This window comes from Zooshikella ganghwensis, assembly GCF_018263875.1.
Classification (GTDB): Bacteria; Pseudomonadota; Gammaproteobacteria; order Pseudomonadales; family Zooshikellaceae; genus Zooshikella; species Zooshikella ganghwensis.
On the sequence record NZ_JAEVHG010000001.1, the window covers coordinates 487004 to 500473 of the forward strand.

The 13470-nt window shown below is 41.1% G+C and carries 11 protein-coding genes; 4 read left to right on the forward strand and 7 right to left on the reverse strand.

The annotated features are described in order from the left end of the window. Positions 1 to 30 precede the first annotated feature (30 nt). From KHS79_RS02135 to KHS79_RS02145, 3 genes are all read right to left on the reverse strand, one after another. Positions 31 to 1362: an OprD family outer membrane porin gene (locus KHS79_RS02135; protein WP_212716256.1), complete on the reverse strand. Its 1332-nt coding sequence runs from the start codon at positions 1360 to 1362 to the stop codon at positions 31 to 33. A 567-nt stretch (positions 1363 to 1929) separates the two neighbouring features. Beyond that, positions 1930 to 3219 (reverse strand): OprD family outer membrane porin, encoded by a 1290-nt coding sequence (locus tag KHS79_RS02140; RefSeq protein WP_212716258.1) that lies wholly within the window; start codon positions 3217 to 3219, stop codon positions 1930 to 1932. 370 nt (positions 3220 to 3589) lie between these two features. After that, the gene (locus tag KHS79_RS02145; RefSeq protein WP_212716261.1) at positions 3590 to 4903 is read right to left on the reverse strand and encodes an OprD family outer membrane porin; all 1314 of its coding nucleotides are present in this window, start codon (positions 4901 to 4903) and stop codon (positions 3590 to 3592) included. 1214 nt (positions 4904 to 6117) lie between these two features. On the opposite strand from KHS79_RS02145, the gene KHS79_RS02150 reads away from it, so the two are divergent. The 3 genes from KHS79_RS02150 to KHS79_RS02160 all read left to right on the forward strand — a co-directional run bounded on the left by KHS79_RS02150 (position 6118) and on the right by KHS79_RS02160 (position 9199). Continuing rightward, positions 6118 to 6432 carry an FmdB family zinc ribbon protein gene (locus KHS79_RS02150; protein WP_094786475.1) on the forward strand — a complete coding sequence of 105 codons (315 nt, stop codon included), beginning with the start codon at positions 6118 to 6120 and terminating at the stop codon, positions 6430 to 6432. Between the two features lie 47 nt (positions 6433 to 6479). Continuing rightward, entirely contained in the window at positions 6480 to 8243 is a 1764-nt protein-coding gene (gene aspS, locus KHS79_RS02155) for an aspartate--tRNA ligase (RefSeq protein ID WP_212716263.1), read from the forward strand. Positions 8244 to 8455: 212 nt separating this feature from the next. Continuing rightward, positions 8456 to 9199 (forward strand): YebC/PmpR family DNA-binding transcriptional regulator, encoded by a 744-nt coding sequence (locus KHS79_RS02160; RefSeq protein WP_212716265.1) that lies wholly within the window; start codon positions 8456 to 8458, stop codon positions 9197 to 9199. Between the two features lie 124 nt (positions 9200 to 9323). Here KHS79_RS02160 and KHS79_RS02165 read toward each other — a convergent pair whose 3' ends face one another. The 3 genes from KHS79_RS02165 to KHS79_RS02175 form a co-directional block, all read right to left on the reverse strand. After that, entirely contained in the window at positions 9324 to 9737 is a 414-nt protein-coding gene (locus KHS79_RS02165; protein ID WP_212716267.1) for a Spy/CpxP family protein refolding chaperone, read from the reverse strand. 105 nt (positions 9738 to 9842) lie between these two features. Further along, the gene (locus KHS79_RS02170; protein ID WP_212716269.1) at positions 9843 to 10511 is read right to left on the reverse strand and encodes a response regulator; all 669 of its coding nucleotides are present in this window, start codon (positions 10509 to 10511) and stop codon (positions 9843 to 9845) included. Positions 10512 to 10555: 44 nt separating this feature from the next. Then, complete coding sequence (locus KHS79_RS02175; protein ID WP_212716270.1) at positions 10556 to 11989, reverse strand: ATP-binding protein; 1434 nt, start codon at positions 11987 to 11989, stop codon at positions 10556 to 10558. A gap of 61 nt (positions 11990 to 12050) precedes the next feature. Here KHS79_RS02175 and KHS79_RS02180 point away from each other — a divergent pair, with 61 nt between their 5' ends. After that, positions 12051 to 12692, forward strand: coding sequence for a glutathione S-transferase family protein (locus KHS79_RS02180; protein ID WP_212716272.1), 642 nt, complete (start codon positions 12051 to 12053; stop codon positions 12690 to 12692). Between the two features lie 24 nt (positions 12693 to 12716). On the opposite strand, the gene KHS79_RS02185 is transcribed toward KHS79_RS02180, so the two are convergent. Beyond that, positions 12717 to 13466: a substrate-binding periplasmic protein gene (locus KHS79_RS02185; RefSeq protein ID WP_212716282.1), complete on the reverse strand. Its 750-nt coding sequence runs from the start codon at positions 13464 to 13466 to the stop codon at positions 12717 to 12719. Positions 13467 to 13470 lie beyond the last annotated feature (4 nt).

Here is a 13470-nt window from a genome sequence, read left to right on the forward strand (position 1 = left end):
ACCGATTTTTCTAGCATTAAAAAACAGTGGTTATATTAATGGTAATGTGTAATTAACAATAATGCGGAACTCGTCAATGGCACCACCATTACCCATGGATTGATGGGAGCGGTAGGTTGCATGTCGTACTCTAATATCCATCCCTTTTAAATGTCCACTAGGTACTTGATAACGTAACTCAAGGTCTCGCTCCCACTCGGTATATTCATCATTGGTACTGCTATCAAAGGGTTTGGCATCGTTGGCGTAACCATAACGAATCAGACCTGTAAGACCAGGAAAACCAATACCAGAAAAGTCATAATCAAATCGAGTTTGCCAAGATGTTTCATCCTCAAAGTTAAAGTCTGAATATTGGATGCTATTGAACCACCAAGGATCACCTTCAGCAAAATAATCAAAACCGCTATCACCTGTTAGGTTTTGTGAAATAATAGTAAATTTTGAGTAGTCACCCAGTCTAAAAGCTAAGCTAAAGCTAAATAAATCATTATCAATACCCACTGAACCTGGATTGTCATCATTAAAGTTTCCAGTGTCTTTTTGTCGTTCCCAAAGTCCTGCAACATCGATGTTTAACCAGTTATTAAGTGGAAAGCTATAGCTTGCTTCTAAGTGATAAGCGTTATAGGCATCCTTAGCTGTCAATGCCTGAGCAGCTAAATAGAGACCATTTTCATAGGTATAATCCATGCTTAATGTATATGCATGCTCAATTTTATCTCGGCTAATGGCAAATCCGTACTCATAATGGATATCATCAAAGCCACTATCGTCTTTATCTTTTGCTTCGTATATTCCCAGTAAATTTATATTAAAGCGATCAGCTGGTTGGCTATGAATATGAACTGCAGAAAAAGCAGAAGGTTGTGAGCGGCTATCTGAATACAGGGCCAAAGGGGTTTCAAATGTTTGTCGGCCAGCCTTTACGGTTGTATTCCAGAAACTTTCCAGATTAAATTTTATGAGCGCTACGCCGAGTGATGAGTAGCTTACTTGATCTGCATCTTCCTGGGTAATTGTTAAAGCATTTCTACCAGTTCCTTTTCCACCATCTAATTTAAGTGTGTTCCAGATAGAAAGATCACTGCCAATCAGGTTATGCCAGTATGGAGACTGATAGTCAAAAAGAAATGATTGGGTCCAGGCTTTGCGTTTACCATCTTGGTTACCCGCTCTAATGTCACCATTTTCATGGCGGTAATCCCGGTTGAAGTAGTAATTTCTAAGCGTTAAATCAAGTTTAGCTTCAGAGCTGTTCGCATGAGCTGTAATATTATAAATACTCAGTGTGCTGTACAAAAAAGTATAAAGTATTAGCCTTGATGAGGTATTTGGTGGTGTGATTTTAGATAATTGCATAAACAGCTCCTTATGTTTATACCCACAGTAAAGGATTTTTGGTGGGGCTAGTCTGGTCTGTTAAGGCTAGCGATAGCAACCACAGCGGTTCTTAATGCTCTAACAGGGCCGCCAAGCGATATCTTTTCCATTTACACACTCATTAATACCCTTAGCTATCAATGAGTATTTTTTGCTGCAGGTATTCAGGAGCAAGGTTATTGTTTGCAGATCTGTATTAAATATAAATTAAAAGAATATTTATAAAATATAAATATACTCTTCGCGAATGATTTTTAGGCTTTGTTACTATCGCTCTTGACCACCAAGGATGGTGGGAATGCAGTTTATGCAGGAGCATTTAACTGCCACCCCAGTCATTTAGTTTATCTAAACTCCTGGGGCTTCATCGCTCGGTGGCCTCGCCTAAATAACCCTTCGCTGTGAGTATATACCACTTTATTTTGACACCTAAAAATGATTCATTATGGCTATATATAGCCACAGTGAAGGATATATCCACAACTTTCGTTTTAAATAAAAAAACGCTGCAAATGCAGCGTTTATAGAATGCAGATTAATTAATTCTTAAAAGAGAGCAATATCGTATCTGATTTTTATGCGGTTAGTATCTTCATCTCCTAAGACTGGATTATCTACTCGGAAATGTTGCCACTCAACAGAAAGGTCTTTCATTGGTCCACTTTGTACGGTATAGGTGATGTAATGCCCCCATTCATGAGCATTGTCGTCACTAGTAGTAGCATTAGCACCAGCGGCTAGAGAGGCATCATCTATATCAGTACCATAGGCATAATAGGTATTTGCTACGAGTCCTGGGTAACCGATGTTGGCGAAGTCATAACCAATATCTACAATCCAAGCACGTTCGTCTTCACGATTGTAGCCTTGCCATTGGTCGAGGGTAGAGTTGTAGGCGCCATCCTGTTGGAAGTTAGCGTGCCACTCACCATCCCAGTCACCATCAGATGTTTTGTTGTAGCCCAGTTTAACGTAAAAATCATTAACGGTAATTGTACCTGATAGGTTCCAATAGGTACTTTCATACCCTTGGGTTGCATAACCATTACCATCTTCTTCCGCATCAGCCCAGCGGCCATCGATTAATAAGGTAATGCCGCTACCTAAATTAAAGGTGTAGTCAAACTTGAGGAACTGTTTCTCTAGGTAATCATCAGAATTACCCCATTCCGCATAAAGGCCTAGCCCATTATCAAACTTATAGGCTGCTCCAAAAATATAAAGATGGTCGATTTCATCCCCCATCGCATCTTGAAAGCCTTCAGCAAAGAAGCTGTTATTACGTGAGTGTATTTGAGTCCAGCGGGCACCATATAATTTTAGGCTTTCAATGTTGCCTTCAAGATAGGTGCCGTATGACGTGGCTTCTAAAATACGTGAACCAGATGGGCAGTATAATTCAGTACAAGAGCGTTGCAGGCCAAATCTTAAATTAGCATTCATATCATCACCGCCAAATTTAGCTTTTAAATTGGCAATATTGGTACCAGCAATGTCGTTGGCATCAGCTGTACTGCTGCCATCTGCTGGTAAGTTTGTGATGCTGTAGCCGGTTGCATTTGCAGGGTTATCTAGCTTCATTGCAGCTCCTGCGCCATAGTCGAAACCAATCATGTCCCACAAGTAGCCAGAAGAAAAGCTAAATTGTAAACCTTGTACCCACTCTTTACGGTCAAAGGTATTGCCATTTAGACCATTTTCATTGAAGTAGTAATTTCTTATACCCAGCGTAGCACTACTGTCGTCTACAAAGCCAGCAGCTTGAGATGTTGTTGGAACAAGTGCACTAGCTGCAAGGATTGCTGCACTCAGTGAGGTTAATTTAAAAGTTCTCATTTGTGACCTACTCCTAGTCGTATTGTGTTTATTGTGAGTGATTTATCTGTAATCACAGGTTTAGTGTAGGGGATATTACGGAAACCACAGCCAAAACTGCCCTAGTGCCGCCGACTATGAAACGTCAGGCGAACTCCTTACACGTATTACATGGTGTAATGTCACTGGAACGAAGAAGTGGCCCCGATATAACCGTGGAAAAGTTTTATTCATACACAAGTCCATGTGTGTTTTTTGTTCCATTACCTTTCCTAGTATGGATCTTCCATGAGATTTTGCTAACAAATATAGACGGGATTTATTACAAGAATAAAAAAACGCCGCAGATGCGGCGTTTTTTTAGCAAGAAAAGTATGAACTTTTCGGGAGACTAGAAGATAGCCAAGTCGTACTGCAGGTGTACAAGGGTTCCGTCCTCATCACCACCTGTTGGGTTATCGCCACGAGCATGCTCAACATAAACCGAAAAGTCTTTCATTGGGCCACTTTGAACAGTGTACTTAGCCCACTGAACCCACTCGTGAGCTTGGTCATCATTTGTTATTGGGTTCTCTCCAGCAGATAGAGCACCTCGGTCAATACCTGAGCTGTGAGCATAGCGTGTACCTGCCTCAAACCCTGGTAAGCCAAGGTCGTCAAACTTATAGCTTGCTCCAACTACCCAAGCACGCTCGTCTTCACGGTTATAACCCTGCCATAGGTCTAAGCTTGAGTTAAATGCACCATTATGGTCGTAGTTATTGTGCCATTCCCCATCCCAGTCGCCATCCATGGTTTTGTTGAAGCCAGCAAAAACAGAGAGATTTTGGATAGACAATGTTGCAGTCAAGTTATAGTAACGGCTTTCGTAGTTACCATTGTAGCGAGGGCCTTTATCATTATAGCCATCACCAGCATCTTTAGCCTTTCCATAACGAGCATCTAGTAACAGAGAAGTTTCGTTACCTAGGTCAATGGTGTAGTCAACTTTAGCGAGGTATTTTTTCAAGTAGTCATCAGACTTACCATATTCACCATAAACACCTAAACCATTGTCAAATTTGTAGGAAGCACCCAGAATTTTGACATTATCAACACGGTTGCCAAAATCATCTTTCATGTCATCATAGAAGAAACTTTGGCTACGACTATGAACTTTAGTCCAGCGAGCACCATATACTTTAAGGCTTTGTGCGTTAGCTTCCAGATAAGTACCATAAGAAGAAGCGGGTAATACGCGAGAACCTGAAGGGCAGAATAACTCAGTACAAGTTTTTTGTAGACCAAACTTCAAGTTAGCATTGAGGTTTTCATCACCAAATTTCGCTTTTAAGTAAGCTTGGTTAGTGCCTGCAATATCATTTACATCAGATCTGGTACCGTCTTGAGGTAAGTTTGTTGTACTCCACTCACCAGTTCTGCTGTCATTAGCTGGTTGGTCGAGTTTAAAGGCAGCACCTGCAGAGTAATCAAAGCCGATAATGTCCATAAAGTAGCCAGACTTATAGTCAAGCTGGAAGCCTTGTATCCACTCTTTACGATCATAAGCTTTGCCATTTACACCGCTTTCGTTGCGGTATTGGTTACGAATGCTCAATGTAGCTGAGCTATCGTCAATAAATCCTTCAGCTTGCGCTGTTACTGCTGTTGCAGAGGCTGCAGCAAAAACAGCTGCGCTCAATGCAGAAAGTTTAAACATCTTCATTGTGTGACCTACTCCTAAGGTGTTGTGTGTTATGAGTCGATTCGGCATGCCTGTTTGACTCACTGCACTGTCAATATATGACAGATCTTACCTAATCAGCTCAAAGTTAGAACTGACGCATTGTTGTGTTTTTAATAAAAAACAACAATGAATGCAACGACATTTTCATGTGTTATTTCTAAAAGCTGTAATCTGTTTTATTCCCCATCTGTTTACCTAATTGAAATGGCTGAAATTCGCACAGAAAGACTAAAACAGCGTTCAGAAGCAGAAAAAGCTGGTAAGCAATGTGCTTTGGGAGAAAAACATAAGGAGTTGGGTAATTGGGCTAGCAACTTGCACTGCATAAGCTAAGTTCTACTTCTCTTTTTACTTAGTTACGTTCTTATTGACTTCTATTACTGCTCTATAAGATTGCTAGTTGGTGTATTAAACACGGTTAAATTAGTATTTTTTAATTTGTGTTAATTCGGTGTCAGATTATGCCTATTATGTCTAGAACATAACGCTTTTACAAGAATGTAATGATTGTTTATTGCGAAATTTTGTTATTAATATTGCTAATTTATTGCTTTGATCATAGTGCTATGCAGTGAGCTCTTCTTATATTGACTTTTGATAACTGGTGTTTTTTATCTTTTGCTATTTTTTGTTGTTTTAGTGTTAAGGTACAGGAGACTAGGTCAATCACATGACATTTTGCCTTTAAAACTATTTTTTAAGTACCTTCGTTCGGATTTTGAATGCACTATCCATCCTTTTGTCTCATCTATCCACCCATCGAAATATCATTATGATTTATTTAAACGTGATTTGAGGAGAGTAAAAAGTAGGTTTGCAATGCTTGAACTTGTTTGTGAAGCAGGTGCTGGGAGCACCGTGAGCAGTAGAGGCCAAGGATGGTCTTCTACTGCGGGATGAGCAAATGAGTTCAAGTATTGCATGGGCACAAATCCTGATTACTCTCTGATTGATCGCAGGCTACTTTTATGAAATTGTTTTGAGGTACTAAGTTGTCTTGGGGTATTAGGCTGTCTTAAGGGGAAACTAAAGTGAAGAGAGGTAATGTAGCAATCTATCTTTTTGGGCATTAATAAGCGCTGAGACTATGCGAAAAGGCTGACCTTTTTTAGCAAGGTGCGGTATAATGCACGGCTTTGTCTAAACAGGATAGAACGCGGTTAGTTGGCTGTTGTAGTCGAGGTGAAAAGTCAATGCCAATCTATGAGTATGAGTGTGGTCAATGCCAACATGCTTTAGAAGTTATTCAGAAGGTAAGTGATGAGCCATTGGTTAGTTGCCCTCAGTGTAATACTGATGCCCTTCGTAAACGATTAAGTGCACCTGCCTTTCGATTAAAAGGTGGGGGCTGGTACGAGACTGATTTTAAAACCGGTAAGAAAAAGAATCTGGCAGAAAGTGATAATAAAGCATCTGCCAGTAAGACAAGTGAATCAAGCGCCAGCAATAAGAATGCCGCTTCTGGCACAACGAAAACATCTACAAAAGCAGCCACAACCAGTAGCTGATCGTCTGATTATCGAATGTCAATTTAGTAAAACAGGGTACAACTATTATGCGCAGCCATTATTGCGGCGACTTAAGAGCATCTCATATTGGAGAGGAAGTAAAACTGTGTGGTTGGGTTCATCGGAGACGAGATCATGGTGGTGTGATCTTTCTTGATGTGCGTGATCGGGAGGGTGTTGCTCAGGTTGTTTTTGACCCTGATGAGCAAGCAGCTTTCCAGTTAGCAGATAAAGTACGCAGTGAATACGTGATTTCCATTGTGGGTAAGGTAAGAGCGCGCCCAGAAGGCTCAAGCAACCCTGATATGGCTACTGGTGAAATAGAAGTCCTTGGTAAGCAAATTGAAATCCTTAATCAGGCAGAAACACCGCCTTTTCCTTTGGACGAGTACTCTGCAGTGGGTGAAGATGTTCGATTAAAATACCGTTTTCTCGATTTGCGCCGTCCAGAAATGCAAAACAAGCTGCGTTTCCGTTCTAAGGTAACTTCGATTATCCGTAACTTTTTGGATGAAAACGGCTTTTTGGATATCGAAACCCCGATTTTAACTCGAGCAACACCCGAAGGTGCGCGAGATTACTTAGTGCCAAGCCGCGTGCACCCAGGGAGCTTCTATGCACTTCCTCAGTCTCCACAATTATTTAAACAGCTATTAATGGTTTCTGGGTTTGACCGTTATTATCAAATTGCCAAATGTTTTCGTGACGAAGACTTACGTGCTGATCGTCAACCAGAGTTTACCCAAATTGACATTGAGACTTCTTTTATGAATGAAGAAGACATTATGTCAATGACTGAAAAAATGGTCAGTCAACTGTTTAGTAATCTGTTGGATATTGACTTGGGTGAATTTCCACGCATGACCTATGCAGAAGCTATGGAGCGCTTTGGCTCAGACCGTCCAGATTTGCGTATTCCACTTGAGCTAACCAGCATTGATGACTTAATGCAAAGTGTTGAATTTAAAGTATTTAACGGTCCAGCTAATGATCCTAAAGGCCGTGTTGTTGCGTTAAAAGCGCCTGGTGGTGCGTCATTGTCACGTAAACAAATAGATGACTATGGCAAGTATGTCAGCATCTATGGCGCAAAAGGTTTAGCCTGGATTAAGGTGAATGCAATAAATGATGGTATCAATGGATTACAGTCACCTATTTTGAAGTTTATTCCGGAAGAAACGATTCAAGCCCTGATGAAGCGCCTGGATGCAAAAGATGGCGATATTATTTTCTTTGGGGCTGATAAGGCCAAAGTGGTTAATGAGTCGATCGGTGCGCTGCGCGTTAAGTTGGGTGAAGACTTAAACCTTATTGAACGTCCCTGGGCGCCATTATGGGTGATTGATTTCCCTATGTTTGAAGAAAATGGAAAAGGTGGCTGGACTGCTTTGCATCACCCATTTACTTCACCAGCATGTTCACCTGAAGCACTAAAAGCGAATCCTGATACGGCACTTTCTCGGGCTTATGACATGGTACTGAATGGCACTGAGCTAGGTGGTGGTTCCATTCGTATTCATGACCAGCAAATGCAGGAATCTGTTTTTGAGGTGCTTGGGCTTGGTGAAGAAGAGCTGAAAGATAAGTTTGGCTTCCTATTGGATGCCTTAAAATATGGTTGCCCTCCACATGGTGGTTTAGCGTTTGGTTTGGATCGCTTGGTCATGTTGATGACAGAGACATCTTCAATTAGAGAAGTTATTGCCTTTCCTAAAACGCAAACCGCATCTTGTGTTATGACACAGGCGCCAAGTGAAGTGGATACACAACAGTTACATGAACTCAATATCCGTATTCGTAAACATATTTAATATGTAAATCGATCCTTCAGGATATGTGCTTAGGTGTACATAGTGACTCAGCAATTGCTGAGTCACTTTTTTAAGTGAACTGTTTTTTTAGCGAATATTTTTTCAGGAGTGTCATCTTTTTCTCTTTCTGGTTTACCTGTTATTGAGCCAAATCCAGGTGTTGAATACAAAAAGATGACAGTCTTGCTGTATACGATTTAGGAGAGATAGTTATGGCTGGTCATAGTAAGTGGGCCAATATTAAACACCGTAAAGCTGCGCAAGATGCTAAGCGAGGTAAGATTTTCACCAAGCTAATTCGTGAACTGGTGGTTGCTGCAAAACAAGGTGGGCCTATTCCTGAAGATAATCCAAGGTTGCGTGCTGCGGTCGATAAGGCATTAAGCAGTAATATGACCCGTGACACAATTGATCGTGCGATTGCTCGTGGAGCTGGAACCAATGACTCTGATAACGTTGAAGAGTTGACGTACGAGGGGTATGGGCCAGCAGGTGTTGCAATTTATGTCGAGGTTATGACCGATAACCGCAATAGAACAGTGGCAGAAGTTCGTCATGCATTTTCAAAGCATGGTGGGAACCTAGGTACAGATGGTTCTGTTGCATATTTGTTCGAGAAAAAAGGTCAGATTTGTTTTTCACCCGATATTGATGAAGACTCTGTCATGGAGGCTGCTTTAGAAGCAGGCGCAGAAGATGTTGTCAGTAATGATGATGGCTCTGTTGATGTTGTTACTGAGCCTGCGGATTTTTCTGAGGTAAAAGCGACATTGATGGAAGCAGGGCTGGAGCCTGTTAATGCTGAAGTTACAATGATTCCATCAACCACCGTTGCACTAACGGATGAAGATGGAGAAAAAGTGCTAAAACTGATTGATCGGTTAGAAGATTTGGATGATGTACAAAACGTTTATTCAAATGCCGATTTTCCAGAGTCCTTGTTAGAGTATTTATAAGAAAGCTTAATTATTCGCTGCTCTTTTGTTGCTTAGTTGTGGCTTTGTTTTTTCTAGTAAAGTCCAATTAAATATCGTTAAACATAAAAGCAGAGGTTTTGGCCTCTGCTTTTTTATTGTCATGCTACCCTTCAGTTTTGGTATTTTTTTGTTTCCAGCCAGGACCACAGTCTCCTCCGCGTTTGTTACCGCGAGGACCTTTTTCCATCATGGCTTTTTTACGCTGCTCGTGGTGAGCTTTAAATTTTTCTAGCTGTTCAGGTGTGAGTACACTTTCTAACTGGCTTAATGTGCTTTGGTACACCTGATCCATTTCTGCCTGAATTTGGTCACGGTACTTTTCATGTACAGCTTTACGCTGCTGGTGTTGAGCTTTCATAATAGTTTGAAATGATTGTGTTTGCTCAGCAGTGAGTCCTAGCTCTTTAGCTGCACGTTGACCAGGGTCAGGTCTACCTTCCTGCTCACCCCATGCAAATCCGCCTAATACCAATGGAAGTACCAGAGCGATAGCTTTTAGTTTCATGCTTTGCTTCATGTAGCTCACCTCATAATGAATGTTTTGGTCTATGAGGTTTAAGATACAAGCTAATTAAGGAAGAAATGTGGAGGAAAAAAGGAAGTTAACAGGGTGCCTCTAAAATTATCCTTCAAACTTATAGCCTGCACCATACACTGAGTGAATCACTTCCTGACTGTTATTAATTGTGGCTAGCTTTTTTCGGATTTTTTTGATGTGGCTGTCAATGGTACGTTCGCTCACAATACGGTGATCTTGGTAGATTTTATCCATGAGTTGGCTACGGCTAAAAATGCGGTGAGGGTAATCCACCAGAATCGCTAATAATTGAAACTCAATGGCTGTGAGAGGAACATGCTCTCCAAAAAACGTAGCGCGTAGTTGATGCTTGTCCAAATGAAGTAGTGCACTTTCAGGTGAGAAGGGTTCACTTGTACGGCGAAGTACGGCTTTGACTCTTGCAACCACTTCGCGGGGGCTAAATGGTTTGCAAATATAGTCATCGGCACCTAGCTCAAGACCTAACAACCGATCGATTTCATCAATACGGGCTGTGACCATTATCAGTGGGGTATTACTAAATGTGCGAATTTGCTTGCATATTTCAATACCATCCATACCTGGCAACATCAAGTCGAGCAAAATTAGTTGCGGTTGATTCGTTTTAACCCATGAAACAGCATGTGTGCCCTCATTAAGAATAAATGGATTAAAACCCGCGTGTTGCAAGTAATCAGCCATCAGTTGTGCAAGTTTTACTTCATCTTCGACAACCAGTATTTGTTTATCCATAGTGATACTTAATTAGTCTAAGTCAATTGTTGTTGGTTAAGGTTTTAGCGTGTTTTTGACTGCGGAAAGTCAATAATTAACTTTAAACCTCCTAGAGATGATTGTTCGGCTGAGATCTGGGCATGGTGAGCAACAGTAATTGCTTTGACAATTGCTAGACCTAATCCCGCCCCTCCTTTTACGCGTTGTCGGGATGAGTCAACACGGTAAAGTCGATCAAATAAGTAAGGCAGCGAGTCCTCTGGAACCTGGGGGGCAGAATCCTCCCAAATAACACGTAACTTATCGTTTAAGGGTTTAAGTGTAACGTTTATTTGTCCGGGGCTATCTGTATAGTGAAGAGAGTTAAATAGTAAATTGATAAACAGTTGTTGTATGCGATCTGCATCAATTTCAAGATCAACTGGTTTTGCACACTGATCAATTACAGTAATGGACAGCTGGTGTTTTTCAAGAAGTGGCATATAGCGGTTAGCTAGCTTTTCTAAAATTGGTTGTAGGGGTTGGGCTGACATGTGGTAGTCAGTAGCGCCAATATCTTCTTGGGCAAGGTGGTGTAAGTCATTAACTAAGCGTGTCAGTCGTCCCAAGTCATCCTGAAGCGATTGAATGCTATTTAGAGTCAGTGGTCGGATACCATCTTCAATCGCTTCAAGTTCTGCCTGTAAAACACTGATGGGTGTGCGAAGTTCGTGGGCAATATCCGCAAGCCATTGTCGTCTGAGGTTTTCCTGCTGTTCCAAAATGAGACTTAACTGGTTGAAATCCGCGGCGAGTAAACCGATTTCATCATTTTGCTTAATCACAAGTGTTGTTGCTTGTTTTTGGTTGGCTAAGGTGCTCACTGCTTTTCGAAGCTTTTGAACAGGGCTGACAATAGAGCCGGCAAGAGGAATTGTCAGGAGGGCACTCAAAGCGATGACAATAACTGTAATCACTAACAGCAATTGACGTTGAGACTCGGCAAAAGCAATATCATTAAAGTCTGATAGCTCTTTCCTTGGGATAACGCCAACAAAACCCACCACCTGGTTATTTGCTTCGATAGGCTGAATCAAGGGGGAGGCTTGCTTGGGAATGTGGCCAATTAACAACTGTTGTTGTTCATCAAGTAACACATAACGGCGTAAAAAGGCTCTAAACCGAGGTCTGTGTATTGGTATGGGGGGGCGTGATTCTTGTCCTGCAGGATTGAGTGCTTTTGCCAGTAAGTCGGCCCAGTGTTGAGGGTGGTTAACTAAGGGTTGCCAACTGTTACTCTGGTGATAATAGCTAGTAATTTCTGGAACAATTTGCTCCAGTTGGTTTTTATCTTGCTGGTTTATGTATTTTAAAAAGCCTTGATCAAAGCTCCATTGTATTAAGCCCAGCATGGCTAAAGCCACTGAGCTGGTGGTAATCACCACTAGAAAATACAGTTTCCAGCGTATACTGAGAAACATTGAACCAGAACTTGAAGGGTTTATTTGTTGTTTCATGGTTTGGTCATAATGTACTTTTAGCGTATTACTTTTCAAATGCAGCTAAGGGAATATGCTTATGCTTCTCTATGGAGTTCCTTTATCACCTTTTGTTCGTAAAGTCATTTTGTCATTAAAGTTGCTGAAGATTAATTACGAGCTAAAGCCTGTTATACCTTTTGATTTGCCTAAGGATTTTGACCGTCTAAATCCACTGCGAAAGGTGCCAGTATTAGTTGATGGTGACTTAACGATTCCAGACTCAACAATTATTTGCTTGTATTTAAATGATCAGTATGGACAAGCACATCAACTGTATCCTGTTGATCCTAAGCTCAAAGCACAGGCAATGTGGCTTGAGGAGTATGCGGATAGCCGGGTGATGGAAGTGCTGGGTCCACCGTTATTTTTGGAGCGTGTTGTTAAGCAAAAATTTAAAAAACAACCTGCTGATGAACAAAGGGTTGAAAAAGCCATTAATCAAGATATTCCGCCGGTCCTTGATTATTTGGAGTCACAAGTACCGACTTCAGATTTTTTGTTTGATACATTTGGTATTGTTGAAATATCAATAGGTAGTCAGTTTTTAAATGCGCGATATGCTAATTATGAGGTTGATCCAATGCGTTGGCCTATTTTAGCTGCTTACCTAGAGCGTATTTGGCAGGAGCCACTATTTAAAGAATGTATGTTAGTTGATGAAAAGTTGCTTTCATCCTAAGTGTAGATTTAGGACGGTATCAGGTTATTTACCGAGGTGCTGTTGTTGAATCTGCTTATAAATACCTTTTTGTTTAATGGCTTTGAGTCCATCTGCAAAAGCTTTTACAACGGCAGCATCGGTTTCTTTGTTAAATGCCATGTAATAACCTTCAGGTGAAAGCTCTTCTAAAAAAAAGGCTTTTTTCAGTACTTTATGAGGGTCATAGCCCGCTTTGCGGGCTATATGATAGGCTACCAGCTCATTCATAGCCCAGAGGTCAATACGTTTATTGATCATTAGTTTGAAGCTCTTTTCATAGCTATAGGTACTGACCAAATGCACGCCTTTTTCAAATCCTTTACCGATTAAATACTGCTCACGAACACTTTCTGGAAATGTGCCAACTAAATATTGCTTAGCATCCTTAAGTGAGTTGATCACAATATCGTTGCGGCTGGGTAGTCTAAATAAGAAGGATTTTGCAGGAGAAATCACTCCAACCCAGCGGAATAGGTTTTCCCGCTTTTTATTTCTGCCTATTGAAAAAATAAGTGTATTAGGTTCGTTGAGTGCTGTTTGATAGGCCCTTACCCAAGGATAGACTCTAATCTCTGGGTTAATATTAAGTTCTTTGAAGACGGCTTGAACGACCTCAGTGCTGAGGCCAGTCAGTTTGTTGTTCTGGGTATAGTTATAAGGAGGAAACTCCTCGGTTACAACGCGAACGTTTAACTCGAGGGCAAAGCTCTTTATGTAAAACAGGCTGAGCAGAAGCCATAGACTATATCTCACGAGT